The 26,328-nt window shown below is 56.7% G+C and carries 19 protein-coding genes and 2 pseudogenes; 8 read left to right on the top strand and 13 right to left on the bottom strand.

What is annotated here, in order from left to right:
• Positions 1-174 precede the first annotated feature (174 nt).
• The 3 genes from ACIPLA_RS02490 (at position 175) to ACIPLA_RS02480 (ending at position 4,721) form a co-directional block, all read left to right on the top strand.
• On the top strand, positions 175-1,185 hold the full coding sequence (locus ACIPLA_RS02490) for a LacI family DNA-binding transcriptional regulator (protein ID WP_008073818.1): 1,011 nt from the start codon (positions 175-177) through the stop codon (positions 1,183-1,185).
• A gap of 414 nt (positions 1,186-1,599) precedes the next feature.
• Positions 1,600-3,264 (top strand): glucose-6-phosphate isomerase, encoded by a 1,665-nt coding sequence (gene pgi / locus ACIPLA_RS02485; protein WP_134104548.1) that lies wholly within the window; start codon positions 1,600-1,602, stop codon positions 3,262-3,264.
• Between the two features lie 230 nt (positions 3,265-3,494).
• Positions 3,495-4,721 carry a maltoporin gene (locus ACIPLA_RS02480; RefSeq protein WP_401171159.1) on the top strand — a complete coding sequence of 409 codons (1,227 nt, stop codon included), beginning with the start codon at positions 3,495-3,497 and terminating at the stop codon, positions 4,719-4,721.
• Between the two features lie 327 nt (positions 4,722-5,048).
• On the opposite strand, the gene ACIPLA_RS02475 is transcribed toward ACIPLA_RS02480, so the two are convergent.
• Entirely contained in the window at positions 5,049-5,972 is a 924-nt protein-coding gene (locus ACIPLA_RS02475) for a LysR family transcriptional regulator (protein WP_123494966.1), read from the bottom strand.
• 271 nt (positions 5,973-6,243) lie between these two features.
• Here ACIPLA_RS02475 and ACIPLA_RS02470 point away from each other — a divergent pair, with 271 nt between their 5' ends.
• Together ACIPLA_RS02470 and ACIPLA_RS02465 are read left to right on the top strand one after the other, a co-directional pair.
• A complete protein-coding gene (locus ACIPLA_RS02470; RefSeq protein ID WP_401171156.1) occupies positions 6,244-6,804 on the top strand; it encodes an ester cyclase in 561 nt (186 codons plus the stop codon).
• Between the two features lie 13 nt (positions 6,805-6,817).
• A complete protein-coding gene (locus tag ACIPLA_RS02465; protein WP_401171153.1) occupies positions 6,818-7,855 on the top strand; it encodes a polysaccharide deacetylase family protein in 1,038 nt (345 codons plus the stop codon).
• Positions 7,856-7,858: 3 nt separating this feature from the next.
• On the opposite strand, the pseudogene ACIPLA_RS02460 reads toward ACIPLA_RS02465, so the two are convergent.
• A pseudogene (locus tag ACIPLA_RS02460) lies at positions 7,859-8,054 on the bottom strand (beta-propeller fold lactonase family protein); the annotation flags it as partial.
• Between the two features lie 123 nt (positions 8,055-8,177).
• Between ACIPLA_RS02460 and ACIPLA_RS02455 the strand changes: the two are divergent.
• Positions 8,178-8,384: pseudogene (locus ACIPLA_RS02455) on the top strand (OprD family outer membrane porin); the annotation flags it as partial.
• A gap of 58 nt (positions 8,385-8,442) precedes the next feature.
• Here ACIPLA_RS02455 and ACIPLA_RS02450 read toward each other — a convergent pair.
• Positions 8,443-8,817, bottom strand: a complete 375-nt coding sequence (locus tag ACIPLA_RS02450) for a helix-turn-helix domain-containing protein (RefSeq protein ID WP_008074797.1) — start codon at positions 8,815-8,817, stop codon at positions 8,443-8,445.
• A gap of 102 nt (positions 8,818-8,919) precedes the next feature.
• Between ACIPLA_RS02450 and ACIPLA_RS02445 the strand changes: the two genes are divergently transcribed.
• Together ACIPLA_RS02445 and ACIPLA_RS02440 are read left to right on the top strand one after the other, a co-directional pair.
• A complete protein-coding gene (locus ACIPLA_RS02445; protein ID WP_401171149.1) occupies positions 8,920-10,038 on the top strand; it encodes an NADH:flavin oxidoreductase in 1,119 nt (372 codons plus the stop codon).
• Between the two features lie 662 nt (positions 10,039-10,700).
• Positions 10,701-11,678 carry a lipase family protein gene (locus ACIPLA_RS02440; RefSeq protein WP_401171146.1) on the top strand — a complete coding sequence of 326 codons (978 nt, stop codon included), beginning with the start codon at positions 10,701-10,703 and terminating at the stop codon, positions 11,676-11,678.
• A gap of 185 nt (positions 11,679-11,863) precedes the next feature.
• On the opposite strand, the gene ACIPLA_RS02435 is transcribed toward ACIPLA_RS02440, so the two are convergent.
• The 10 genes from ACIPLA_RS02435 to bcsZ form a co-directional block, all read right to left on the bottom strand.
• Positions 11,864-13,636, bottom strand: a complete 1,773-nt coding sequence (locus tag ACIPLA_RS02435) for an AMP-binding protein (protein ID WP_401171143.1) — start codon at positions 13,634-13,636, stop codon at positions 11,864-11,866.
• On the bottom strand, positions 13,633-14,373 hold the full coding sequence (locus tag ACIPLA_RS02430) for a nitroreductase (protein ID WP_401171140.1): 741 nt from the start codon (positions 14,371-14,373) through the stop codon (positions 13,633-13,635). Before ACIPLA_RS02430 ends, ACIPLA_RS02435 begins: the two co-directional genes overlap by 4 nt.
• Positions 14,374-14,436: 63 nt before the next feature.
• Complete coding sequence (locus ACIPLA_RS02425) at positions 14,437-15,783, bottom strand: MFS transporter (RefSeq protein ID WP_401171137.1); 1,347 nt, start codon at positions 15,781-15,783, stop codon at positions 14,437-14,439.
• Positions 15,784-16,148: 365 nt separating this feature from the next.
• Positions 16,149-17,165, bottom strand: coding sequence for an AraC family transcriptional regulator (locus tag ACIPLA_RS02420; protein ID WP_401171134.1), 1,017 nt, complete (start codon positions 17,163-17,165; stop codon positions 16,149-16,151).
• Positions 17,166-17,303: 138 nt separating this feature from the next.
• Positions 17,304-18,464, bottom strand: a complete 1,161-nt coding sequence (locus ACIPLA_RS02415; protein WP_401171131.1) for a cell division protein FtsQ — start codon at positions 18,462-18,464, stop codon at positions 17,304-17,306.
• Positions 18,464-19,873, bottom strand: coding sequence for an MBOAT family O-acyltransferase (locus ACIPLA_RS02410; protein ID WP_401171128.1), 1,410 nt, complete (start codon positions 19,871-19,873; stop codon positions 18,464-18,466). Before ACIPLA_RS02410 ends, ACIPLA_RS02415 begins: the two co-directional genes overlap by 1 nt.
• A gap of 18 nt (positions 19,874-19,891) precedes the next feature.
• Complete coding sequence (locus tag ACIPLA_RS02405; protein WP_401171125.1) at positions 19,892-20,566, bottom strand: alginate O-acetyltransferase AlgF; 675 nt, start codon at positions 20,564-20,566, stop codon at positions 19,892-19,894.
• The gene (locus ACIPLA_RS02400) at positions 20,563-21,231 is read right to left on the bottom strand and encodes an SGNH/GDSL hydrolase family protein (protein ID WP_401171122.1); all 669 of its coding nucleotides are present in this window, start codon (positions 21,229-21,231) and stop codon (positions 20,563-20,565) included. The genes ACIPLA_RS02405 and ACIPLA_RS02400 overlap by 4 nt, the downstream gene beginning before the upstream one ends.
• 17 nt (positions 21,232-21,248) lie before the next feature.
• On the bottom strand, positions 21,249-25,109 hold the full coding sequence (locus tag ACIPLA_RS02395) for a cellulose synthase subunit BcsC-related outer membrane protein (RefSeq protein ID WP_401171119.1): 3,861 nt from the start codon (positions 25,107-25,109) through the stop codon (positions 21,249-21,251).
• A complete protein-coding gene (gene bcsZ / locus ACIPLA_RS02390) occupies positions 25,085-26,326 on the bottom strand; it encodes a cellulose synthase complex periplasmic endoglucanase BcsZ (RefSeq protein WP_401171116.1) in 1,242 nt (413 codons plus the stop codon). Before bcsZ ends, ACIPLA_RS02395 begins: the two co-directional genes overlap by 25 nt.
• Positions 26,327-26,328: the final 2 nt, after the last annotated feature.

Below are 26,328 nucleotides of genomic sequence, written 5' to 3'. Positions count from 1 at the left end.
AGACTTCAGATGCGCTGCGCATCTCGCTGGGTCTTTCACGAAATTGCGGGCTCGCCCCGGCATCAATTCCGAGAGCCATCGACGCATTTTCTCGCCGTGAGCTTTACAATAGGTAGCAACTGGACATGAGTTCAGCGCTATCCATCAAATCACGTGAGAAAGGAGTGATGCACAGTGGGTGCAAAGATGAGCGATGTCGCGAGAGCCGCGAACGTATCAATGTCTACGGTATCTCATGTTCTCAACGGTACTCGTAAAGTACATCCTGACACCGTCCGTAGTGTGAATCAGGCTGTAGAGTCCGTAGGCTATATTCGAAACTCACTCGCTCGGTCTCTGGCTCGCTCCTCTTCGGGTTCGGGTGCTATCGGCGTGGCGATTGCTACGCTTTCAAACTATTACTTCAGTGAAACAGTACGTGCCATCGAAGCGGCATGCGCGAAAAGCGGATTGATGATGATACTGGTCAATACGCAAAGAGATCCGGAACAGGAACTTAAAGCGGTCAAGGCACTGCATGAGCGACGTGTTGACGGGATTGTACTCGCTTCGGAATATGATCCAGAAAATCGAGTATTTAATTACTTAAAAGCCAACAAGATACCCACGGTTCTCATCGATCGACTTCTCTCGACGTCTTTTGATCAGGTGGGGGTAGAGAATAAGCACTCCTCTCAAGAGTTGATTGCACATTTGATTAAGCTGGGTCATCGGCGTATCGGGATGGTATCCGGACGATTGACTCAGTCTTCTTCTCATGAGCGAATTGACGGCTACCGTGCGGCTTTAGCTGACGCTGGAATTGAGTACGAAGATCAATTGGTTTGCTGTGGTGAATCGGCGATTGCGCCGGCAATGGAAGCCACGCGCCGTTTGCTATCGCTAGAGCACCCGCCCACCGCAATAATGACTGCAAACAACTTGATGACCATTGGTGCAATGCAGGCTCTTCGTGAAGCGGGGCTTGAGGTGCCAAAGGATATCGCGCTGGTTGGCTTTGACGATTTCGATTGGGCGGATGCTTTTAGCCCAAGACTGACAGTTGTAGCGCAACCTCTCGAGGAGCTCGGAGCCCAGGCTGTGAAGCTTTTATTGAAGCGTATCAAGCAACCTGAGGGTAGACGTCAGACTATTAGATTGAAACCCTCTTTAATCCAGCGAGATTCTTGCGGCGCTCCAAAATGACTGTACTCAGGGTTTCGTCCTGAGGATCTAGCGGTGCAGACGTGAATTATTTGATGTTTGTCCACGTCTCGCCGTCTGGATAATTTTGAAACTAAATGACTGGCACCTGGTTTCCACTTGTCGTGCACGGATATGTATGTTTGCAGTGTTTTCTGCTTGAGTGCCCCCACGTTCGGTTTTGTTTTCTTCAGGTTTCAATGATTTCGTTATAGAGATAGACATTTATTTGAATCGCGATGGAGAACGCTGGCCCTCGCGGGAGTAAATCCGATAATGGGTCGTAACTGAACAATGCAGGGCTTATTCCTGTGATGGCGCTTCTGCGTTTGCAGAATTACAAAACGCCCACATTTGAATGGCAAGAAAAGAGTTGATTGAGACGGCACAAGCCGTATTGGCGAAGAAGGGCTGAGCATGAATAACTACAACAAAACGAATGATGTGACTGCACTGCCGGCATGGCGCAATCTGCTCGACCATCGGGAGAGCATGAAAAATTTTAGTATGCGCGATGCCTTTCGAGATAACAGTAAACGCTTTCAAGACTTTTCCTTGGCGGGCTGCGGGCTTTTTTTGGATTACTCTAAAAACCTCATCACTCATGAAACGCGTTCATTGCTTGTAAACCTTGCTCGCGAGGCAGGCGTGGAACAGGCCGCGCGTGCCATGTTCAGTGGAGAGAAAATCAACTGCTCCGAAGGGCGCCCAGTGCTGCATACGGCGCTGCGGCGACCAGTGGGGGACGCTTTGATGGTCGATGGTCGCAACTTGATGCGCGATGTGCATGGAGCCCTGGCGCAGATGACTGACGTTGTGAGTCGTATCCATAACCATCTGTGGCGTGGTTACAACGACAAGGTCATCACCGATGTCGTAAACATTGGTATTGGTGGCTCATTTCTGGGCCCGGAGCTTGTCTCTGAGGCGCTGGCGCCTTTTGCTCGGCATGGGGTGCGGTGCCATTATCTAGCTAATATCGACGGCAGTGAGTTCCGAGAGGTTACAGCCGAACTGAACGTAGAAACAACGCTGTTCATCATCTCCAGCAAAACCTTCGGTACTCTTGAAACCTTGAAGAATGCACAAGCTTCTCGTAGCTGGTACTTGGCTAAGGGCGGGACGGAAGAGAAGCTATATCGCCATTTCATTGCTGTGACCAGTAATCGCCAGGCAGCGCTGGATTTCGGTATCCGTGAAGCAAACATTTTTCCTATGTGGGACTGGGTCGGTGGCCGTTACTCACTATGGTCTGCAATTGGCCTGCCGATTGCGCTGGCCATTGGCATCGCTAACTTCAAGGAACTGCTATCCGGCGCGTACGCTATGGATCAGCATTTCCTGAACGAACCATTGGAACAGAACCTTCCTGTTCTTTTAGCGGTACTCGGCGTTTGGTATCACAATTTTTGGGGGGCGCAAAGCTATGCTTTCTTGCCCTATGACCATTACCTGCGCAACTTCGTTAAGCATCTGCAGCAGATGGACATGGAGTCAAATGGCAAAAGTGTTCGTCATGATGGCACGTCAGTGTCCTGCACCACGGGCCCGGTAATCTGGGGCGGCGTGGGGTGTAACGGACAGCACGCTTACCACCAGTTGCTGCATCAGGGAACGCCTCTGATTCCAGCTGACTTCATTGTGCCTGTGGTCAGCCACAATCCAGTGGCTGATCATCAGGAATGGCTGTATGCCAATTGCTTGTCTCAAAGCCAAGCGCTGATGTGGGGCAAAACCCGCAGTGAAGCTGAGGCAGAGCTAAAAGCCAAAGGCCTTTCATCCAGTGAGATTGAACGACTGGCACCGCATAAAGTGATCCCCGGTAACCGGCCAAGCAATACAGTTGCTCTTGAGATCATCAATCCACATAGCCTTGGTGCGCTGATCGCCCTTTATGAGCACAAGGTCTTTGTCCAGGGCGTAATTTGGGGAGTCAATTCGTTTGATCAATGGGGCGTGGAACTGGGCAAGGAGCTAAGTAACAGCGTGCATAGCCTCCTGACTCGCTATGACGCGCAACCGGCTGATGATTCCTCGACGCAGGGTCTTATAGATTTCTTCCGAGGACGTCATCGGGGGTAGAGCCTCATAAGATTGGACGGGACTAATGCCTTGTCGTTAGCTCGTCTGGTCACTTTGCGCCGGCAATGCCTGGATTTTTCTCATTGGTTCAGCGGTGCCTTTTCTATTCGATTTAACTTGGCATTTCCCTTTCTGAAACAGGTGCGTGGGAGTTACCGCGTACTTTGATTAAAAGCGTGTTGTTCGCGTCGGCCTTATCCAATAAATATAACAAACAAAAGGTGTTATGAATGAACGTTAAAACTCTCAGCGCAGTTCTGGGTGCGTCCTTTGCTGTCGGCTTTTTACCCGTTGACGCGTATTCAACAGACTTCAGTGGTTATTTCAGAACCGGAGTTGGAGATTCGACTCAAGGAGGGAAACAGTCGTGTTTTCAGCTACCGGGCGCGCAATCCAAATACCGTCTTGGCAACGAATGTGAGCAATATCTGGAGCTGGATTTGCGCCAGGATCTGCTTTCACTGGACGACGGCTCGGTGGTCAGCGTGGAAGGCATGGCACAGTTTTATAACGAGTATGGCCATGAACCAAAATTTGACGGGGAGCACGGCTATACGCGGATGAGTCAGCTCTACGCTGAGTGGAGCAAGATGCCGGCATTGAATGGCGGTTCTTTCTGGGCGGGCCGTCGTTACTACAACCGAAACGACATCAATATTTCCGACTACTTCTACTGGAACCAAAGCTCAACAGGCTTTGGGTTCGACCAGGTCGCATTGGGAGATCTGAAATACAGCTACGTGTTCTCACGCAAGGACAACGTCTTCCAAAAGGATTTTGTTACCCGTCATGATGTGACCGTCAGCGGATTCAACACAAATCCCGGTGGCGAGGTTCAACTGGGCGTCAGTTATCTGGACAAGCCGAGCCGCGAGAATGCTCATCAGGGCTGGTCGGTGGTTGCCCAGCACAAGCAGGTCGCGTTTCTTGGCGGAGTCAACAAGTTCGCTGTTCAATACGGCCGAGGGCCGGGCACCGCATTGGGCTACACCGGTGATACCACGTTGGATGAGAGCAACAAGAGCTGGCGGCTTGTGGAGTTTTTCGACTGGCAAATGACCCATGCTTTTAGTGGTCAAGTTGAATTGGTCTATCAAAAAGACACGCGCCCTGATGGTGATGATCAGAACTGGTTATCCATTGGTGTTCGGCCAATTTATGCGTTCACGGATCAGTTCAAGTTGATCACAGAAGTTGGGCGCGACCAGGTTGAAGCCGCAGACGGTACCCGAAAACTCACTAAGTACACCATCGCGCCTACCTGGTCACCGAAGGGCCCGGGATTCTGGGACAGGCCGGAATTTCGTCTGTATTACACCTACGCAACCTGGAACAAGGCTGCGCAACGCGCCGCCAGCTTGCAATCTCCGGGATCGGCGTTGTCTGATACCGGTGCGTTTGGTACAGACCTGCAAGGCTCCAACGTAGGGTTTCAGGTCGAGTATTGGTGGAAATAAATCCTGAAATGACAGGGCTGACAATCAGCCCGGATCTGCTTCAACAACTGCGGATAGCGAGGGCAATCCAACACTTCCTCTCAAACAGGAAGGGAGTGGTGAACCGCGAGAGGAAGTGAGCGAGTCAGATGGTGCTGAACGTTGTGACGTTCAGCACCATAGTCGATCGAACATTGTTGAAGCTTTTTCAGGCGAGTCACTCAGAGTGAGAGACAACGTCACCATCCTTTTATCCGGTGATCGAGTTTGTAATTGCGCACTGATGCATCGGCGCGAAAGTCACCTAGGCCGCCGTTTCGTCGCTTCTTGCAGCTGCATTCGAATGTATCAGCTCAAATATTCGTCCAGGTTGCTGGATTCTTCTGCAAAGCGCTCGATCAGAAATTCGAGAAGGGCGCGTACGCGAGGTGCCATATACCGGTTACGTTGATATAGGGCATGTACCGGCGCGTCCTCAGACCGCCACTGCGGCAATAGAATCTTCAAGCGTCCTGCTCGTAGGTCTGCGCCAATATCCCACATCGATTTCATTGCAATGCCGTAACCGTGAACCGCCCACTCTCGAGCGACCGCGCCATCATTCGTCTCGCGAGCGTTTGCAAGCGGGACCCTATAACTTTCGACTTTGTCATTTCGGGTGAAGCGCCAGTCGTTTGCAGGCCCGGCGACAGAGTTAAGGACAATGCAGTCGAAACGTTCCAAATCCCGTGGATGTTCGGGGGCGCCGTGTTTTGCCAGATATCGAGGCGATGCACACAGCACGCGCCGATTGGGTGCCAGGGGGCGGGCAACGAAGGAACTGTCCGGCGGCACGCCAAATCGGATGGCAAGATCAATATCGTCTTGCAACAAATTCGACAGCGAATCCGACAGCACCAGCGCGAACCTTACCTCAGGGTATTGCGTGTTGAACTGGTCAAGCCAGCTCTTTAGCACGTTGCGACCGAAATCCGAGGTTGCGGAAATTCGCATCTTGCCACCCACAACGCTTTTCCCAGCTTGTAGAAAGGCATTGCCATCGTCGAGTGCCTGGAGTGCCTGCTGGCAATAGGACAAATACGTCCGCCCTTCATCCGTCAAGCGCAGGTGGCGTGTCGTGCGCTCGAACAGGCGCGTATGCAACACAGATTCGAGCTTAACCAGGCGCGCACTCGCGGCAGCGGGGGATAGCCCGAGCTTGCGGCCTGCAGCCGACAATCCACCGAGATTTGCTGCTTCGACAAACAGCCTGATGTCGCCTAGGTAGTCCATGATATTTCGAAGTTTTTTGAAAGTTATTCAAATAATACGCCAATTATCAAATTGAAGAGAGCTACGCAAAATGGCGGCATGAACAAACAGCCAGAGTCTCGTCATGAAGCTTGACCATGCAACGATCGTCACCGGAGACCTCGAAGGCGCATCCGGCGTCGTCATCGAACTGGTCACCAATCAGCAATCAGTCATCCCCTGAGCAGCCGAGCCTTTATCAAACTGCGGTTCGACCGTGTATCCCTCATTACCTATCGATTGGAGAATCCTCATGTCGCTTTTACCTGTTGCGCGCCTGACCCGCGCAAGTTGTTGGTTACTCACTTCCCTGGTCACCGTCGCGCTGACCCCCGTCTTCGCCGCGACCGATTCGCTCGTCCAGCCCCGCACTGTGATCGTCGACCATAGTCTTGCGAAGGCACAGGTTGAGGCGCAGATCCTGGCCGCACGCCGCTATGGCACGTTCTGGACCACCGGCGACGAAGCGCTCGCGCGCGCCGCCCTGGCACCCGACTTCAAGGATTCAACACTGCCGCCAGGTCGCCCCCAAGGCATCACCGGGCCGATCGCGGCATCGAAAACGATGCATGCGGCTATTCCCGATATCCAGTGTGAAGTGGAGCAGATGATGGTGGTTGGCGACCGAGTCATCGCTCATTTGCATTTCACCGGCCACTTTACCGGCCAGTTCAAGAGCGTCCAGGGCAAAGGGCAGCCGATCGACTTCATCGCGACCGATATTTATCGCGTCGTCGAAGGTCGCATCGCTGAGAACTGGCATCTCGAAGACAATCTGACCCTGCTGCAACAGCTCGGCTTGATTGCCAAGTAAGGAGATTGCACTAATGAACATTGACCATGAACCCATTGCTGACGGCCCGAATACATCGGAGCAAGTCAGCCGCCGGACGTTTCTCAATCGAGCCGGGGCGGCAGCGGGCGTCCTTGCTGCGAGTGCGGTGTTCCCTGCCACCGCAGCCGCGCAAGCTGTACCCTCCACGTCAAAGCTCGTGGCTACGCCACGCCATGGTCAGTTCTGGCCTGACGGCATTCGGCTGGTCATTTCCATTTCCATGCAATTTGAGGCGGGTGGACAGCCGTCCAAAGGTACGGACAGTCCTTTCCCCAAGGTAGATTTTCCGCCAGACATTCCATCGGATCTAGCAGCCAATACCTGGTTCGCCTACGGTTATCGCGAGGGAATTCCACGCATGCTCGATCTGTGGGATCGCCACCATGTCAAGGTGACCTCGCACATGATCGGCGAGGCCGCTGGGCGGCATCCCGAAATCGCAAGAGAGATCGTTGCGCGCGGCCATGAAGCGGCCGGACACGGTCCTCGCTGGAGTTCCCAGTATGCGATGAGCCGCGAGGAGGAGAGGCAGTTCCTCATCCAGGCAGCCAGCATGGTCGAAGAAGTCACAGGCCAGCGACCGATAGGTTACAACTGCAACTGGCTGCGGCGTGGTCCGAACACGTTGTCGCTGCTACAAGAGTTGGGCTACGTCTACCACATCGACGATCTGAGTCGCGATGAGCCTTTCATCGAACAGGTCAACGGCAAGGACTTCGTCGTGGTGCCATATACACTGCGCAACAACGACATCCTGCTGATCGAAGGCCGCAACTATTCGCCGACCCAGTTCCTGGAGCAGATAAAGCTGGATTTCGATCAACTCTACGAAGAAGCCGGCACACGCCGCCGCATGATGTCGGTCAGCGCTCATGACCGCATCAGCGGCTCGCCGCAGATGGTGAGGGTCTGGGACGAGTTTCTGCGTTACGCCAAGAGCCGGCCGGGGGTCGCATTCATGCGCAAGGACGAGATTGCACGCTACATCCAGAACAGCCCGTTGACTCCGCGCGAAGCTGAAACACTATAAAAACATGCTTTCTGCCAGCGGCGCTTTGGACAGCGGAGTCAAATGTCCGCTCTTGGGATCTATACGGTAGCCCAGCACCTGAAACGGCTTGACCCGCAAGGCGGCAAACAACACTTTGCCGTCAGGGGGGGATGGCCATGGGGTTGACCTGATCACCGGCGTTGACCTGTTCAATCAGGCTCAGCGCGCCGTTGTGCATCCGTATGTCATGCGCCAAAAGGGCTGGGTAGGGCCGCAGGCACTTGCTGCATCGAAGCCGGTACAAGCGAAACCCCCATTCTGCCGCTACCAAATGTACGACAGAGGCAAGTTGTGGAGCGCGTTGTCCCAGGATCGGGTCGACACCAGCGGTTTGATCATAGATGGCAAAGAATGGGGCCGAGAATCGGAATTGGCCTACGTCGTGCAGTCCGGCGCGCTGAAAAATCTCAGCTTTAAATGGCGAAATTCGAGTGTTCGCAGGGATTTCAGTACCAATGAGTTTGATGAAAACCGGATTTTTATTAATTATCCTATATCGCTATTGTGACGAATATTCTGCGTTGCAGGGTGGCAGCGGCGGCGAGTCAATAAAAAGACTCGCATCGTCAGCTTCCCTCCGCGGCCTCATCAAACTTCAACCGGGCAGCTTCAACCTCAGGCAATTTGTCGAGCGTCCATTTATGCAATTCGCGAAATGGCTGCTGCAGTGTTAGACCAAGTGGGGTGATCTCATACTGCACTGCCACGGGCGAGAACGAGATGATCTGGCGCGAGACGAGACCATTTCGTTCCAACCGCCGCAGGGACTGTGTAAGTGCCTTCTGAGTGACGCCCTCTAGGCGACGCCTGATGGCATTGAAGCGATGCGGCCCATCATCAAGCACCGCCAGAACCATCATCGACCACTTATCTGCGATTTGGTCGAACAGCGCCCGGCTTGGGCAGTCTGACGAAAAACATTGCGGCTTTAATTCCAGCATCGAAGTTTCCTCATGTATACCTAGGCGACTCTAGGTGCCTAATTGACATTAGGTCTACAAAATATACTTATGTGACTTCCAAAAGCAAATGGAGTCCATCCAATGTCAAAGCTTGATACCAGCGTTTTATTTCGTCCTCTTTCCATCCGCTCGCTTGAACTGAAAAACCGGATTGTCATGGCGCCGATGACGCGTCTGTTCTCACCCGAAGGCATCCCGGGTGAAGCGAGCGCTGCCTATTACCGGCGGCGGGCAGAGGGAGGTGTCGGGCTGATTTTGTCGGAAGGCACCGTGATTGATCGCCCAGCATCACGCAATGATTCCGGCATCCCTTTTTTTCACGGCGAAGCGGCGCTGGCGGGGTGGAAAAACGTGATCGATGCGGTCCACAACGCTGGCGGGCGCATGGCACCGCAGATCTGGCACACCGGTGCCACGCGTTACATCAACGACTGGGAGCCAGATGCGCCAGTGGAAAGCCCGTCGGGCCTTGATTCGCCAGGTGACCTGCGTGGTGTGGCGATGAGTGAAGAGGACATTGCCGACACGGTAGCAGCGTTCGCCAAGGCCGCAGCGGATGCGAAACGACTGGGCTTCGATACCGTTGAGATCCACGGAGCCCATGGTTATCTGATCGATCAGTTTTTCTGGTCTGGTACCAATCTGCGCACCGACCGCTACGGCGGCCCGACAATCAAGGAACGCTCGCGCTTTGCCAGCGAGATCGTATCTGCTGTTCGTCATGCTGTTGGCCCTGAATTCCCGATCATCATGCGCGTCAGCCAGTGGAAGCAACAGGACTACGGCGTACGCGTCGCTGAAACACCAGCTGTGATGGAAGACTGGCTGCTGCCATTGGTCGAGGCCGGTGTCGACGTCCTGCACTGCTCGCAGCGACGTTTCTGGGAACCTGAGTTTCCCGAAATTGACGGTGAGAACGGGCTGAACTGCGCGGGTTGGGCGAAGAAAGTCACTGGAGCCACAACCATTAGCGTCGGTTCGGTTGGGCTAGATAATGATGTTACTAACGCCTTCGCCGGCAAGGGGTCAACCCCTGCGAGTTTGGATCGGCTTGTCGAGCGCATGGAGCGCGAAGAGTTTGATCTGATCGCTGTAGGGCGTGTTCTGCTAAGTGACAAGGATTGGGCAACCAAGGTGGAAAATGGCGATTACGCAGATCTGAAGGGCTTCAATCCGGCATCTTTAGCCGAATTGGTTTGAGCCTTATTACGGAGTATGGAAAGTGTAATGTTACAAAGGTTTTAGCCTGAAGAAATCAGAGGTCTCGCCTCGGATTTTGCGAGGTCGAGTCGTAATCTGTTGTTGTTATTGTTGAGTGCGCCCTGACTGTTTCAATGACCGAACATGTTAAGGCCACTCAACACCCGCGCAAACAGGATTGGGGTGCAGTGTGGCCTGGGAGTTTATGCGCAGGCTACACAGCGTCGCTAATTAATGTAGCGCTAGATACTTCATGGCGCGAGTGGGCACCGTGTCATGGCGTCCATATTTGTGCGTCGCGGGGCATCCACCAATTGGAGCTGCAAGGCTGCGGCGAAAAATGCATCGGCGACTGGCTAGCGGAGCAGGCAAGCCGAGTTGGACTGTATAAAACTCGTGGCTTTCCTCTGCATTCATATTGCTCGTCGAGGCTTGCACGAAGCTCGGGCCCAAACGCTTCGGGTCCTGGTCAGCGGTCTACCAGCAGCTTCGGGATTGACGGAATCAAGGACCGTTCGACCTGCTGCTCAAATGGCTGCACATCAAGTTGATGCTTCCAAAACTGCGACTACACTCGGTCTTGCTGGCCCAGAAGGATCGACGGCAGCCGTGAGTTTTCGTTGGTCCCGTTGAATTATTTATCTTCGAGACAAGGAGCAGTCATGACTTCGCTAGACTCACTTCAGCAAAGGCAAATCAGTCTTACACACGCTTTCGTGGTCAACAATGCGGCGTTGCATTCTCAGTCCTGGAAAAACATGAAGAATCCTACGCCGAGTCAGGTTACGGACAATATCCTTTCGCGTCTGAATGCCTCCAAGGTAGGCGGCGGTTATGACGTGGTCTGGGGCCCTGCGCTGGTGATGGATGGCGAACACGCGGCGCACATCACCGTGGTGCTGGCCGGCGAGAACGACATCGTCGTGGTGACGAGTGGGACACTCAAGGACTCCTTAAAGGATCAGGTGGACGATCTTGATATTTTTCCAATGGTGCCATTGAAAAGCGTTATCCCGGGCTGCCAGGTACCGGCGAACATCGCGGAGGGAACTTCAAAGGGTGTGAACGCGATACTGACTACAGCATCGACTGTCGGTTCTCAGGGCACGCTGTGCGATTTTCTAGGGAAGCAGCAAAGTGGGGCGACGATCCGATTGGTCGGTCATAGCCTCGGCGGTGCGCTCATGTCGGTGGTCGCGCTTTATCTGAAAGACAAATTTCCGGGCTTTAACTTATTTTGTGAAACGTTTGCTGCACCCACGGCTGGCGATGGTTTGTTCGCGAGCTATTTCAATAAGCAAATGGCCGGCAATGCGCTACGCATCTACAACACGCTGGATGTTGTTCCGATGGCGTGGTGTGCAACTTCTCTCGATGACTCCCTGACCCTTTATGAGGACGATCCCAAGGAAAACACGAGGAACATGGTTTGTTCCTGCATAGACAAGGTTGTGAATAACAACCTGAACTATACGCAATGGGGAATGGGCAGCGCGAACATGGAGCTGCGGCTCTGTGGGAAACTTCAATCCGACTGCACAAGCTACGAGTCTCAATCCGGCTATCAGCACGTCTATGAGTACATGACACTGTTGGGCCTGCAGCCCGGCGATATACCGATGCCGCCGTTCGGCAGCTAGTGGGGCAGTCTCGCCGTCCAGATGTTTGAATTGCGGTTGCCGAGGTTTCCTTGGGGAAGTCGACGCAACTGCAATTCGCTTATCCGGAAGCATTTTGCCCGCAATAGTACTTAGGCAGACGCGATGTGGTCGGTGAGTTCATCTTTGCCAGGAACCGCAGTTTTTCGCGCTCATCAATCGGCTATTCATCCCAGGGAGCCCCTATGACCGAGCCGAATGCCGTGAAGACTTACATCGGCTGCTATTACCTCACCATAACCTTTAATTATAGGGGGATAGGTTCCAACGTTTGGCTGCAGGGGGGGGTAGCCGCTTGAAGCCAGTCGCACGATGGCTTCCCGGCTACCCGCTTGTTGGCGAAGAATGAATTTCTGGATTTTTCCAGTCGCCGTTTTTGGAAGCTCCATGAATATCACGCGGCTTGGGCACTTATAGCGGGCTAAACGTGCTTGGCAGTACGCGATAAGCTCAGCCTCCGTAGGCTGCTGAGATTCGCTTTTCAGCTCGATGAATGCGCAGGGCACTTCGCCCCATTTGTCATCCGGCTGTGCCACCACGGCTGCATGAAGTACTGACGTATGACCATGGAGGATGTCCTCAATTTCTACGGAGGATATGTTTTCGCCACCGGAGATGATCACGTCCTTGCAGCGGTCGGTGATCTGCATGTAGCCGTTGGGATGAACCACCGCTACATCGCCGGTATGGAACCAACCGCCTTCGAATGCCTTCTGCGTCGCTGCCTCGTTTTTCAGGTAGCCCATCATCACGGTATTGCCACGCAGCAGCAGTTCACCTGTGGTCTGGCCATCATGGGGTACGGGCTCCAGTGTTTCCGAGTCGGCAACCATCAAACCTTCGAACGCCGCAGCACGCGAACCTTGTCGAACACGCATTCTGGCTTTTTCTGGTGGGCTGAGTTCATCCCAGCCGTCCTGCCAAACGCAGCTGATAGGCGTACCTGCCACTTCAGTGATGCCGTACACGTGGTCAACCTGGAAACCCATGGATACCACTGCGTCCAGCACTGTCGCAGGTGGTGGAGACCCAGCTGTCAGTACGCGAACCGAGTGCGAAAGCGCGGGTGGTTTCGGCGCATTGGCAATCATGGCCATCACGGTTGGTGCGGCACAAAAATGGTCAGCCTTGTGCCTGGAAATGGCATCGAAGACGTTTTCTGCAGATACCTTACGCAAGCAAATATGTGTCCCTGCTGCCGCCGCAATTGCCCAGGTGAAGCACCATCCGTTAGCGTGAAACATTGGCAGCGTCCATAGGTACCGAGGTGCCTGTGGAAGCGACCAATTGGTCATTTGCAGCAGGCTCATCAGGTAAGTGCCTCGGTGACTGACCACCACACCTTTTGGGTCTCCCGTAGTGCCCGAGGTGTAGTTGAGGGCAATAGGCAGCCACTCAGTGGTGGGCCATACGCCTTTGAAATTCGGGTCACCTTCGGCGAGTAGTGCTTCATAATCTGGGGCATCTGCATCGACACATACCGTGGCTAGATGATCGCGAATCATGATGAGTGCCGGACGAAGTTCGAGCTGCTCCAGTGCCGCAGACGCAACGGCCATGTATTCGCAATCGACCAGCAGCAATTTGCATTCACTGTGACGCAAAATAAATGCAATGCCATCGGCATCCAGGCGATGGTTAATTGTATTGAGGGTGGCACCGGATAACGGAATCCCGAAATGCGCTTCGACCATCGCTGGCGTGTTGGGTGAGAGGATGGACACGGTATCGCCGAGCTGGATGCCTCGGCCTACCAGCGATGATGCAAGTCGGTAACAACGCTCGCGTGTGTGTGCCCAGGTGCGTTGCAATTCTCCGTGGATAATGGCCACCCGCTCAGGATGTACCAGTGCGGCTCGGTCCAGGAATCCAAGTGGGGTGAGCGGGACATGGTTGGCCGGGCTTTGATCGAGTCCACTTGCGTATGCGCCACTAATCATGGGCAGGTCTCCTTATTATTATGGTGAAAAACTGCGAAAGCACTGACTGGCTCCCGCGCCGTTACCAGCGTGTTCTCAATAGCCACGGGATCGGCGTAACCAAGGCTCATGCCACATACCAGCATCTGCTCGGCCGGGATGTTCAGAACGTCTGAAATGACATTGTGGTATTTGAGAAATGCGGCCTGCGGACACGTGTGCAAGCCTCGGCCACGTGCAGCCAGCATGACGCTTTGCAGGAACATGCCGTAATCCAGGAGGCTGCCTTGCTCAAGCACGTTGTCCAACGTAAACAGCAGGCCAACCGGGGCATCGAAGAATCGGTAGTTACGCCCGTGCTGTTGGTGCATGCGTTGCTTTTCACCTTTGGCAATCCCCAGCAGTCCATAGAGATCCCAACCCACCTTACGCCTGCGATCAACATAGGGCGTGACCCACTCGCGTGGGTAGTATTCGTAAGGATCTTGCAGGTCGCTACTGAGCTGCGGATCGTTGTCGATAGCGGCGATTGCCGTCGACAGCCGATCTTTGGCGTCACCGGTTACGACGTGAACGCGCCATGGCTGCATGTTCACACCCGAGGCACTGAAGCGAGCGATGTCTAGAATCGCTTCAATTTCTTCATGGGGCACAGCTGTCGGGAGAAAGGCTCTGACGCTGCGGCGTGAGGCGATTGCCCAGTCGACCGTGCGCTTAAGCTCTTGCGCTGACAGTGGCGGTAGTGACAAGCGATTCAAGGTACATATCCTTTAACGTGTTCAAGCCAGATGGTCAGGAACATGAAGACGGCTAGCAGTCTGTCAGCGTGATAAGGCTGGCGCTTTGCTGACCTGGGTGGAGTCCGCATGTGCCTGGTTTACGAACGTGACCGCCAAGGCGCCTATGAGGCCTGCGAGGGCGATCACCATGAAGTTTTGTTCAAGTGGCAAGGCCAATGAAACGAGCCAGCCGATTAGTACCGGCGCGATAATTGCGCCAATTCGGCCAACTCCAGACGCGAAGCCCACGCCTGTCGAACGGATTGGAGTGGGATAGAAATCCCCTGCGTAGGCGTAGGCAATCAGTTGAGTTCCGAGTGTTGAGGCGCCAACAATGAATACGACCACGAACAACAGTTCGGTTGAACGTGTAAAGCCCATCACGGTGAGCGCCACTGCTCCCACGAGGTAAAATGTAATCAGCACATACTTGATGTTGAACTTATCGCTGAGCCATCCGCCTCCAATCGCACCGACAATCGCTCCCACGTTGAACACGATGACGAAGTTCAGAGCCGAGCCAAGACTATGACCTGACATTGCCATCAATTTGGTCAACCAGGAATTGAGCGCGTAGACCATGAACAGACCCGTCATGAATGCAGCCCAGATCATGACCGTGCTGAACCCGCGACCCTCGCTGAATAGCCCTTTGATCGGACTGTCGAGCGAAGCTTTTGTCTCGGCAGGATTGCCCGCGAGTACAGCGTCACTACTCAGCGGATAAACGGGATTGATTCTTTTGACGATGGAGCGCAGTTCCGTTTGGCGGCCTTGTTTGAGCAAGTACGCCATGGACTCTGGCAAGGTCTTCAGAATCAGCGGGATTAACAGGACGGGTAGGCCTGCGACGTAAAAGACGGACTGCCAACCATGACTTTCGATCAGTTGTTTGCCCGTGAGCGCGACCAGAATGCCGCCCACGGAGTAACCCGCAAACACTAAGGTCACCAGCCGGGTACGAAGTTTCGCTGGCGAGAACTCGCCCATCTGTGCGGTGACGATCGGAAGGACGCCACCGATCCCCAGCCCGGCGATGAAGCGGGCGATGCTGAAGCTGATCGGGTCGCTGGTAAGCCCCGCAGCCGCTGTGAACAGGCTGAACAACGCTACGCAGATGGCGATCATTTTAGGACGCCCGATACGATCGGCTAAGGTGCCCAGAAAGATAGCGCCCAGCATTGTCCCGAGCAGGGCGGACCCGGCCATGACACCAGCGCTCGTAGCGTCAATTCCCATGTCCTGCATGATGGCGGGCAGTGCAGCGCCGACTACGGCGAGGTCATAACCATCGATGATCAGAATTAGCACGCACCAGAAAAGAATCAGGCGATGAAATCCGTTGAGTTTTGATTCGCCCGCGAGCGTGTAGACGTTCACTGATTGCATATCGTGTCTCCTTCAATTTTATTTTTGTTGGTGAAGTGCACTTGTTTAGGTTCATCAGGGTTGCGTTCCCCCAAGCGGTTAGCCATTGGGGTATTCACTGACCGCCGAAACCTCGATTCTGGAATGGTTGACCTCTAGCGACTGGCGTTCGTAGGGAAGCCATTTGCGGTCATTCTAGGTAGCCGATTTGGCGCCGCCCATGCCTGGCCGCACCAACTTATGTGAGCTGTTTGGGCATGCCGCAAAAGCGCCGAGTGAACCCGCTGCAGTGTGAGGACAGGGTGGTAATAGCGAATGCCAGGGACGAGCTCCTGGCTAGCGGCTAATACGCGTGGGAGTAGAGCGAGTTTGCCACTTGGTGGACTTCACTCATCTAAATGATGGCGTCGATAAGCACCTGGATTGACGCCTGTCCATTTCTTGAACGCTCGATGAAAGGCGCTGGTTTCCTGGAAGCCGGTTTCTGCCGCGACTTCCGTAACCGTCATATCTCCACGCGAAAGCAGATCAATGGCCATGTCGCGACGCAGATCGTCCTTGAGATTCTGATAATGGGTGCCCTCTGACTGCAGCCGGCGCTGAAGTGTCGAGTTGGACATGCGCAGCACAAGTGCCAGGTCGTCCCGTTCGGGCCATTGGTCTGGGCTCAGCCCTCGCAAGTGTCGTCTTATCTGTGCACTGATACTGTCGTCGTTGCGATACTTCACCAAAAGACTGGCAGGAGATTCTTTTAGAAACCCGCGAAGGGTTGCGGTCGACTGCGCAATTTTCATGTCCAGGAATTTTTTGTCAAAGCTCACAGCGGTCGTTGACGCATCGTATTGAATGTTCTCGCAAAAACGCATTCGGTAGTCGCTTTCATCGTCGGGCTTTGGAGCACTGAAACTGAGCTTCTGCAATGGAATCCGTTGGTTTACAAGCCAGCATGACAGGCCATGTACCAAGATAAACCAGGTGCCGTAAGCAAACAGTCGTCGCAATATCCCCTGATCCTGCAGGACGATAAACGCTTGGTCTTCCTTGACGTATAGCTCGCCATGAATGTCATCGAGTACCAACCGCAAGAACGAGAGCATCCGAGGTAAAGCCTGTCCCAAGGTTGAGCAATCGAGTAGCGCGTGACACATCAGTTTGAAGCTGCCTCGACGCATTGGATGACTATCAATGCCAAAAAACTCGTCATCCAGCAGGTCTGCCAGTTCCACCCACAGACGAGCAAAAGAAACAGCTGAAATTCTAGCTCTTGGGGCATCAAGCAATTGAGGGTCAATGTCCGCATTTGCTAGCGCAAGGGCCAGATCCATGCCTCGTTGCTTAGCGCTATATAGAGCTTCATGCACCAGTGAGATTGACGTTGTTCCTTTGTCCAGGATGTTCGTCATAAGTTCTCCGTGGATGTGTGACCGTTACTCACTGTATTGCTTGCGCAGTTATCTCGCCAGCGAGACGATTTTTTGGCCCGAACGATCATGCAGGCTGATGGCTTTGACCATTGCTCGTCACGTACCAGAAAGCGTCAACTACTCGCTGGTGACTTTAAAATCAGAGGCAATGGGGTCGATGTAAGCCGACTGCAAGTCCCGCTCCGGGATCTCCCAAATGATTTGCCTGGGCGGCGTTTCTTTGTAGGCCGGGTTATTGAGGTAGCTGTTTGCCGAGCCAGAGAACGCTCCGCCGTCTTTGGCGAAGTTACCCACGGGGGCGCCCAGTGCCTGCTGCAGAAACCCTGCGAAGTTGGAGTTGCGCGAGAATGAGGTGCCGATGAGCGCGGTGTTGGGGAGATCGGCATCGCCAAAGAGGTCTGCCTCAGTATCATGGCTGTCGGCTGACGCAACGGGACGTTCGTGGGTGCTGGTTTGGGCGACCATTTCGGGTGCGGGTTGCCATTTGAGCGGCAGCCAGTCGATGCCCGCCAGATGGACCAGATCGCCGGGTCGCACCGCGAGCGGGGCATGACTTTCGTTGAACGACCTGCGTGGCGTTGCGCTGATGCCCAGGGTCTTCAGGCGCTGGGTGATGGCATCGGCCGCCGCCTTCGCGCCGGATTCGCTCCAGTGCGTATCGGTGCGCAACCAGGCACTGGCCCCCAGTGGCATCAGCGCACCGGTGAGGTCCAGATTCGGCACGCCACCCACATCTAATTTCGAGGCCCAGGTCTGTATGCGCCCTTCGAGAACGGCTGGACGGTGCAGTGCGCAACGCTGCTCAGAAGCGATGCGGCTCTTGTCTGGAACGATGACCACCAGCAGGCTGATGTCACGTTGGGAGAGCTGCTGCTTCAGATCAATCACTGCCTGGACTTTGGCATCGGCATTGCGCTGCGCTTGATCATTGACCTTGAGCTCATCGGCCAAAAACAACCAGTCAGGACAACCCGAGCGAACCCTCGGCCCGGTGTCCCCGAGGAGCAGCCAACTGGCACCGCGCTCCAGCTCGGCGAAGGTCGTGGGGAGTTGAGCGTTCGACAGTTCCTTGGCGATCCGATGAGTGATATCGCCGTCAAGAATCTGCGGGGTCAGCACTTTATCGGGTAACAGCGAGATCTGCCCTGAAACGATCAGGCGGCCAGAGGACAGCAGCCCGACGAACAGGAATATCAGCAGCGCCACGCCTGCCAACCGACTGCTGCGTGTCGCCAGATCATCTGGCGGAGTGGGCGGGGTGTGCTTTAGGTTCGTCATCAGAATTGGAAGTACAGGAAGGGTACGGTTTCGCGACTGGCGATCAGTGCGAACGACAGCATTAAACCGGCGATGGGCCAAAGGGCGGCAGTGTAAAACGCAATGCCGCCCAGTTGTTTCTCACAGTAAGGGCGCAGCAGCGGTGCGACGATTCCGAACACACCCAGCAAGCCAGCAAGGCCGTGTACCGGGCGCAGGGTCGCGGACAGTTCATCACCGAGGGCGATGCCCTGCAGGCCGAACTGCCCGGCATACAGGCGTAGCGCGCTGTGAAAGTCGGGGGCGCGGAACAGTGTCCAGGCAAGGCAGACGAACAGCAGTGTCAGCCCATGGGAAAGCACCGGCGGTAACGGGGGCAGGGTAGAGCTGTTCCAGGCACGATTCACACACAACGCAATGCCATGGGCGCTGCCCCACAGCAGATAATTCCAGCTATCACCACCGTGCCAGAGGCCGGCGATGGCCATGATCAGGAACAGGTTGCGATAAGTTTTCCAGGCGCCGTTGCGATTGCCACCCAGCGAAATATACAAATAGTCACGTAACCAGCTGGACAGCGACAGGTGCCAACGACGCCAGAAGTCCTGGATGCTGTTGGCCAGATACGGACGGTCGAAGTTCTCGGGAAAGTGAAAACCCAGCATCAGTCCCAGCCCAATCGCCATGGCACTGTAGCCGGCGAAGTCGAAGAACAGTTGCAGGGAGTAGGCAAGGCAGCCAACCCAGGCGTCGGAGAAGCTGGGGTTTGGCAAACTGAACGCCACATCGACCACCGGCGACAGGGTGTCGGCCACCAGCACCTTCATGCTCATCCCGACCATGAACCGGCGTGCGCCCAGCGAGAAATTCTGCAGGTTGAAGTGACGCTGATTCAGCTCACGCCGAACCCAGTCATAGCGAATGATAGGGCCGGCGACCGAATGGCCGAACATCGAAATATAGGTGGCGTAATCAATAAAGCTGCGTTCGACCGGCACGGTGCGGCGGTGTACATCCACCAGATAGGAAATCGCCTGCAATACGATAAACGATAGACCGGCCGGCATGATGACCCGCTGCCAGTCCAGCGGCATGGCGCCATACCAGGTGACGGCATCGATCAACGTGCCGGCAACGATGTTGGCGTATTTGTACCAGCACAGCACCGCCGTGTTGAGCACGATCAGCATCACCAGTAGCCGCACGCGGCCCTTGCCTTTTCCCCGCGAGGCGTCAATCAGCAAACCGCCGGCCCACGCCGTGATCGTCAGCACCACATGCACGGCGAGGAACCGGGGGCTCAACCAGCCATAGAACAGCCAGCTGCCGATCAGTAGCGTGACGTTGCGCCAGGCGGCTGGGCACACTGCATAAGTGGACAAGAACAGCGGCAGGAACAACGTCAGAAACTCGAGAGAGGCAAAAACCATGGTGGTGGCGCGATCCGATCAGTGGGCCAGGACGTCAGTCGCGAGCAACAGGTGCGGACCCTTTGCGCCAGGTAGCAGCACAACGCTGTAGCGCTCGCCGGCCTTGAGCTGGCCCAGGTCAAGCGGGGCACCGACGTTGGTTTGGGCGCAGACCAATTGAACCGACAGGCTGACCGGGTTGATCGCACGACGTTGCACGCTGCCGTCGGCCACCTCTTTGAACAGGTCGGCGTTCTTCCCCGCCGCGCGCAAACCAGCCTGGGCGCACGCCGGGTCGGCGCTGATAAACGCCAGCGAGGCTCTCAGGCTATTGAAGTCGTCGGGTTGCTCACGGATGACGACTTGGCGGATACCTTGGGCGCTGTCTGGCAAAGCGATCACGCTGGCGAATTCGCCTGCTGCCACCTGGATGTCCAGCGGCTGGCTTTTGCCGTTGCGTTCCAGGGTGCCCTTGATCGGTTGGTTGGCGGGCACGGGCAGGTAGTCGGACACGGCATTCGAACCTTCGAGTCTGAGGCTGGCTCGAGAGCCTTCGGCCAGCAGCTGCAAGGGGCGGTCGGCAGCGTTGATAAAGCGCAGGAAGGCCGAGTCCTGATCCGGGCCCGTCGGGTACAGGGCAATGTCGGCGGCCTGGGCGTGCAGGCTCAGCATCAAGGGCGCGAACAGCGCCCAGCCACATGCGGATCGGCTCATTTACCGGCTCCTGTGCTGCTGACGGTGTTAGCGGGCAGTTTGGCCAACGCACCGCCAATCGCAGTACCCCATGCTTGATAACCGGCGACGGTGAAGTGTTGCCCATCGGTGGTGATCCACTGCCCGGGTTTGGAGAGCGTCAGCGAATCAATGTAGGTGCAAGGCGCCACGTTCGCGGCCAAAAACTGCGACATCAACTGGGTGCGGGCATCATTCTTTTGGTACATGCCACCGGCTTTGCCCCAGGCCGGTCCCACCCAGGCGCAACGGGTCCCGGTGGCTGCAATGGCCTTGGCCAGGCCGGTGACGCTTTGCCATGCCCAGGCCTTCGGAAACACCGGCTTGTCATAGGACGCCATGGTGTCGCCGATGACCAGTACCACCAGGTCGGGTTTGTCGGCGGCGATCAGGTCCTGGATCGGTGTGGTGGTTGCCTCGCGTCCTTTGATCACGATCTTGTCGTTGCCTTTGCGCTCAGCGCCGCAGTCGACCTTTTTGCTGATCAGCCAATCGCTGGCGCTGGCACCGCAGGCACCGATGGAATGAACCAGGGCGCCTTGGCGAGTCAGGTTGTCGTGCAGCGGCTCCAGTAAATGGTCCGCGAGGCTCATATGGCTCTCCCCAAGAACAAGGAGAGTCAGGCCGGCAAGGGCAGAAGTGGGCATCGAAAGCTCCAGAATGATCAGTTGGAATAAGGCGAGGTGTACGGGCTGACCGGCAGGCTCATGGGGCCGCTGATGTCTTCGAACTGGTAGCGCAAAGACAGGGCACCGCTGAGTTGTTGGTAGTCGTGGGCGTTGTCCAGGCCCAGATTGGCGCCCAGCAGGAAGTTCGAAGCGACCTTGTATTCAGCCGCCGCAGCGACGCTGTAGCCGATCCCGGTTTTGTTTTGCCCTTCGTAGCGCAGCCCCGAGGCCGCTTGCAGGGCTTTGTCGTTGGGGAAATAGTCGGCGCTGTCCTGCTCGAAATGCTGCACGCCGACCGAGCCTTTGACTTGATACGTCAAGCGCCCGGTGCGTTGTGCCCAGGTCACTGGCACGCCCAGGGCGAAGAACGTCTGCGGGCTGAAATAGCCACCGTGGCCATAGGTGAAATAGTCCTGATTGTTGGCGTAGCTGATGCCGGTCATGCTCAGGCCGACGGTCAGCTTGCTGTCCGTTGCATTTTGCAGGTACCAGTAGACACCGCTGCCCAGCTCACTGCGGCTGTTGGACTCGACATGGTTGCCCAATAGCTGGTGCCAGGAGGCGTAGCCATAGGCGCCGACTTCGTTGTCGTCAAAGCTCAACTGGCCACGCCCGCCATTGGCGGTCACGCCGCCCCAGGACTGCCCGCTGCGTTTGTCCGTGGTGCCGGCAAACGAGGTGACGCTGTCAGTCACCGGACGCCGGGAAACGCTCACGCCGTAACGGACATTAGAGGAGTCGCTCACGGGGCGATCAATGCTGATGCCGCCAGTGGCGGTGGTGTATTTGAAACCGAGCGGGGTGGTGCCCAGATCAGCTTTGAACCCATCCGCAGGCCGTTGAATAGCGACGGAAAGGCCGACACCCTCGGCTTTTTGCGAGCCGACACCGTCGCTCTGCGCACCGCTACCAAAGCGCGACAGTGCATCGCCGCTGACACTGCCAGCGTTCAGCGAGACGGGCGTCACGCGCAGGGCGACGCGGCTTTCATCCAGCGGGATATTGATTTCAAACGGTGTTTCAACATCGGTCAGTTTGCTCAACCCCGACTCACTGTTGTTGCTGCGAATGCTCACGCCCTGGGTGACGTAGGCGCTGCGCTCCTGAAGGATTTTATTCAGCGCCAGTTGCGCGGGGCTGATGTCCTCGCTCACCAGTGCTGCGCGCGGCAACTGCGACTCGAATCGATTGCTCGCCTGTTGCGACCTTGACGGGGCATCGATGCCAAAAGGGGTGTCAGACCTCACGCTGCCCGGCATCTCCTGAACCGGTGGCGGGATCGCTGCCAGCAAGGTGTCGCGACTGACCTCGCTACGTGGACCCGACACTCCGGCAAAAGGGTTGGGCGCCACCGTCGAACCGGCCAGTTGGCCGCTCTGGTTTCTGCGTTTCTCGCTCTGTTCAATGGCCACCGCTTTGCGCAGCAGATCGGTCGCCGTGCCGGTCTGGCCCATGTTCTGGTAGCGGCGGGCGGCCTCTGTCAGCGTTTGAGGGTTGCCGGATTCAGTCTTGAGCAGCTGTTGCAGTGCCTGTTCGGCAAAGGCCGTGTCCTGTGCCAACACCGCCGCGTCGGCGGCACCCAACAGCAGTTGTGGGTCGTTTGGCTGACGTTGTAACAGCGGTTTGTAGAGTTCGAGGGCTTTTGCCGTGTCGCCGTTGGCCGAGTACATCCGCGCCAGGGCCGCGACGGCAGCGCTGTCACCGGGACGTTGTGCCAGGGCGGGCGCTAGCGTGTCATAAGCGCTGGCCAGATTGCCTCGTTCACGCAACTGGTCAGCCTGGCGGATGCGATAGCGATAGAGCAGGTCGTCGAAACGCTTGCGAGCCGGCGCGTTCAAGGGCCTGTTCTGAAGGTCGCGCAGAATCTCGTTGACCTGTGCGTCTTCTCCGGTTTTAAGCAGGATCGCGGCGTATTGCAGGATGAAGTCTGCCGAGGGCGCCGTGGTGTTTTGCAACTGACCGCGCATGAGGGCCAGCGCACGGGTTGGTTCGCCGATGTCGACATAGGCCGAGGCCAGGTTCGCCGTGCGATCTGGACTGTTGTTGGCCGTCGGCTGAATACGATCGAGCAAGGTCAGGGCTTCCTGGCGCTGTCCGCGCTTGCCCAACTCGATCGCCTGGCGCAGTTGCAGGTTGAGGCTGACATCAGCGGCCAGCGCGTCCATGTCCGGGGTGCGCTGGTCGGGGCGCAAGCGTCCCAATGTTGTCTGGGCGGCTTTCCACTCACCCATCTGCACCGACAGCAAGGCGCTGACGTAAAGCGCATCGGCATTGTCGGGGCGGGCCTGGAGCATGGCGTTGATCAGGTCCCGAGCCTTTTGCGGTTCGCCCATCGCCAGGTTCAGGCGGGCCAGGGCGAAACGTGTCCAGATGTTGTCCGGCTCAACGCGCAGTGCGTCTTGCAAGGCGTTGCGCGCAGCGGGCAGGTCGTTGCGTTGTTCGGCGAGGGCGGCCAGTTGCGTCGCGCGCAAGGCTTGCAGGCGTGCGGACTGGCCGATCTTTGCCTGTCCGGTGGCGGGCAGGCTGTTGATCAGTTGCAGGGCTTCATCGTTCTTGCCGCTCTTGAGCAGCACATTGACCAGCCCTTCCTGTGCTTGAGGGTCGTCGCGGCGCTGGTTCAAAATCTGCCGATAGTTGCGCTGAGCGTCATCGAACTGGCCAGCGCTGGCCTGAATATCCGCCAAGGCAAGGCGAGCATCCACCCCGTTTGGGTTCAGCCGCAGCGCCTGGTTGACCAAGACCTGCGCCTGGGCTGTCTGGCCTTTGGCCTGGGCGTCGCGGGCCTGCTGCAATGCTGACCAGTAGCGCACTTCGTTCAGCGCAACTTGCCAGCGGCTGCCGTCGTTTTGTCGTGTGGCCTGACTCAAGAGCTTTTCCGCTTCGGCCAGTCGGTGTTGCTGCTGGCGAATAACCCCAAGGCCGCCCAGCGCGTCAGCATCGTCGGGCCGGCTTTTCAAGCGTGCTTGAAAAGCCTGTTCGGCGGTGGCCTGATCGCCTTCTTTGAGCGCCTTCAGGCCGCGCGCGACTTCGGCAGGCGGTTGCCATTCCTTGCTGGCCGTCGTTGCCACCTGTTGCTTGCCCTTGTTCATCTGCGCCCGGATTTCCACGTCATCCGGATGCGTCTTGAGGTACGCCTCGAACAACGGCACTTGTGCCGGATTGGGCGGACCGATCCAGGTCAGCGCCAGGCGCCAGCTTTCGTCGGCATCACCGGCAATGTCGGCACGCTGGGTCAGCGCGGCCAGGGCGCGAATACCCTCGGCACGGCTGTCTTCACGGCGCACCAGATGCTTGGCGTAAAACAGCGCGACGATCGAGTCGTGGGGCATCTCACGTTGCAGGCGCTCAAATCCGCTGCGTGCCTCAGCCCAGTCAGCCTGATTGAAGGCAAGGTTGTTGTAATACTCGCGGCCGATCGTACCTTGAGGTGGACGGCCATCGAACAGCGAGCGAAACACTGCAGTCGCCTTGTCACGCTCACCGGCATCGACGAGGCGCCGAGCCTCGTCCAGACGCTGCTGGTTCTGCGGTTGGGCCACGCTGATGTCCTGCGCCAATTGCAGTGCCTGCCGAGGCGGTGGCTGGATGGCCTGCAAGCGGGCGAGGTATTGCTGCGCCTGTTGTGGCTTGCCCTGTTGCACGCCAATCAAGCCCAGGCCATACAGTGCGTCAACCTGGGCCGGGTCCAACAGCAGGACTTTGAGCCAGACTTCCGCAGCGCGTTGAGGGTTGTTGTGCAACTGCCAGTACTGCCCTTGCTCGACGAGTAATGCCTGTGGTGTCGGACTTTGAGCGTGTGCAGCAGCCGTCCATGCGCTCATGACGGCGATGGCTAGCGTGCGGTGGTGCGCGTGCATGCGGTCTCCCAGGAGAGTTTCAGCGTTCCGTCTTCCCGGAATCGGTAATGTTTATCTGCCCATCCGAGGGCGAACAGGCTGAGCATGAAGTTGTAGTAACGCGGCGGACCGGCTTCGCCATCAGGCCTGGCCAGTGCCTCGTGCAAGGCGAGCTCCACCCGGAGTCGTTGCTGATCGGCCAACCCGGGTTGGCCCTTGGCCTCAAGGTAGGGAATCAGTGCAGCCCAGAATCCGAACGGGCTCTGACCCTGAACAGTGCCGTGGAGAACCTGGACTGTTTCTGGGGGAGAACCCGTTGCGACAGTGCTGCGGGCCATGCCGTCCAGCCGTTTGAGCAGTCTCGCTGCCAGCAGTTCGGAGGTATCACTCATGCCCAGCCAGAGGTACACGCGAATGGCATCGTAGCTGCCCGTGTCGCCGTGGATCGGGTCGCTTGTGAAGGCACCCGATTGCGCTGAAGTGCCTTGATAACCAACCCAGTCAGCGACGAAACCGTGGCGGCTTGATTGGGCAATCATCGTCGCGGTGTTGTTGGCAATCGCTTGCCAGGGCCCGGAGGGTGCTTCCTTGGCCAGCCGTCGTAACAGTGGCAGTGGCAGGTAGCTGGGGTTCAGGCGCCAGAGAGCGTCCGGCTGGACGAAGCCCTGTGGTCCAGGCAACACCATCAGGCCCAGCCCGGGGAGTTTGACGACCAATTGCGCTTCAATCGTCGCCATCAGGTGCAGGGCGTCCTGGTGATAGTCCGGCCGATGCCACAGGCGTGCGGCTTCGAGCAAGGCGTAGGCGATCCACAGGTCGGCGTCGGCGGCCGAATTGGCGTCTTGCAGGCGCCACTGACCGTCCGTGCCTTGCCCCCATAACCAGCCCGGCAGGCGTGTGGCGGTGGCGGAGCCTGCGAGGTTGGCTGAGGTCCAGCGCCAGAGTTTGTCAAAGCTTGGCTGATCGTTGCCGATCAGTGCGAAGAGCATGCCGTATGACTGCCCTTCAGAGGTGCTGTGATTGTTTTCCTGGCTCGATTCAAGAACCCGGCCGTCGGCCTGGACGAAGCGCGTTGCATAGGTTTGCCACAGTGGCCAGGCTGGCGACTCACAGGATTTCCCGGCCGCTATCGCAGGCGCCAGCAGGGCAAGCGCAAGCACGGCGCTCAACCTGCGCGTGTTGCCGCGCAGGCACTGGCGAAGTGAAACACCTCGGCGGCTCATGGACGACACAGGCATGC

Source organism: Pseudomonas sp. NPDC086112 (genome assembly GCF_044746425.1).
GTDB lineage: Bacteria > Pseudomonadota > Gammaproteobacteria > Pseudomonadales > Pseudomonadaceae > Aquipseudomonas.
Note: the sequence above shows the minus strand (reverse complement) of the source record. Positions and strands in the feature narration are given on the sequence as shown.

Coding starts and splice junctions, on each gene's coding strand:
- ACIPLA_RS02425 (WP_401171137.1), bottom strand. CDS start 15,783: ATGCAATCAGTGAACGTCTACACGCTCGCGGGCGAATCAAAACTCAAC.
- ACIPLA_RS02415 (WP_401171131.1), bottom strand. CDS start 18,464: ATGACGAACCTAAAGCACACCCCGCCCACTCCGCCAGATGATCTGGCG.
- ACIPLA_RS02405 (WP_401171125.1), bottom strand. CDS start 20,566: ATGAGCCGATCCGCATGTGGCTGGGCGCTGTTCGCGCCCTTGATGCTG.
- ACIPLA_RS02475 (WP_123494966.1), bottom strand. CDS start 5,972: ATGGACTACCTAGGCGACATCAGGCTGTTTGTCGAAGCAGCAAATCTC.
- ACIPLA_RS02395 (WP_401171119.1), bottom strand. CDS start 25,109: ATGCACGCGCACCACCGCACGCTAGCCATCGCCGTCATGAGCGCATGG.
- ACIPLA_RS02465 (WP_401171153.1), top strand. CDS start 6,818: ATGAACATTGACCATGAACCCATTGCTGACGGCCCGAATACATCGGAG.
- ACIPLA_RS02410 (WP_401171128.1), bottom strand. CDS start 19,873: ATGGTTTTTGCCTCTCTCGAGTTTCTGACGTTGTTCCTGCCGCTGTTC.
- ACIPLA_RS02440 (WP_401171146.1), top strand. CDS start 10,701: ATGACTTCGCTAGACTCACTTCAGCAAAGGCAAATCAGTCTTACACAC.
- bcsZ (WP_401171116.1), bottom strand. CDS start 26,326: ATGCCTGTGTCGTCCATGAGCCGCCGAGGTGTTTCACTTCGCCAGTGC.
- ACIPLA_RS02420 (WP_401171134.1), bottom strand. CDS start 17,165: ATGACGAACATCCTGGACAAAGGAACAACGTCAATCTCACTGGTGCAT.
- ACIPLA_RS02450 (WP_008074797.1), bottom strand. CDS start 8,817: ATGCTGGAATTAAAGCCGCAATGTTTTTCGTCAGACTGCCCAAGCCGG.
- ACIPLA_RS02445 (WP_401171149.1), top strand. CDS start 8,920: ATGTCAAAGCTTGATACCAGCGTTTTATTTCGTCCTCTTTCCATCCGC.
- ACIPLA_RS02400 (WP_401171122.1), bottom strand. CDS start 21,231: ATGCCCACTTCTGCCCTTGCCGGCCTGACTCTCCTTGTTCTTGGGGAG.
- ACIPLA_RS02470 (WP_401171156.1), top strand. CDS start 6,244: ATGTCGCTTTTACCTGTTGCGCGCCTGACCCGCGCAAGTTGTTGGTTA.
- pgi (WP_134104548.1), top strand. CDS start 1,600: ATGAATAACTACAACAAAACGAATGATGTGACTGCACTGCCGGCATGG.
- ACIPLA_RS02435 (WP_401171143.1), bottom strand. CDS start 13,636: ATGATTAGTGGCGCATACGCAAGTGGACTCGATCAAAGCCCGGCCAAC.
- ACIPLA_RS02480 (WP_401171159.1), top strand. CDS start 3,495: ATGAACGTTAAAACTCTCAGCGCAGTTCTGGGTGCGTCCTTTGCTGTC.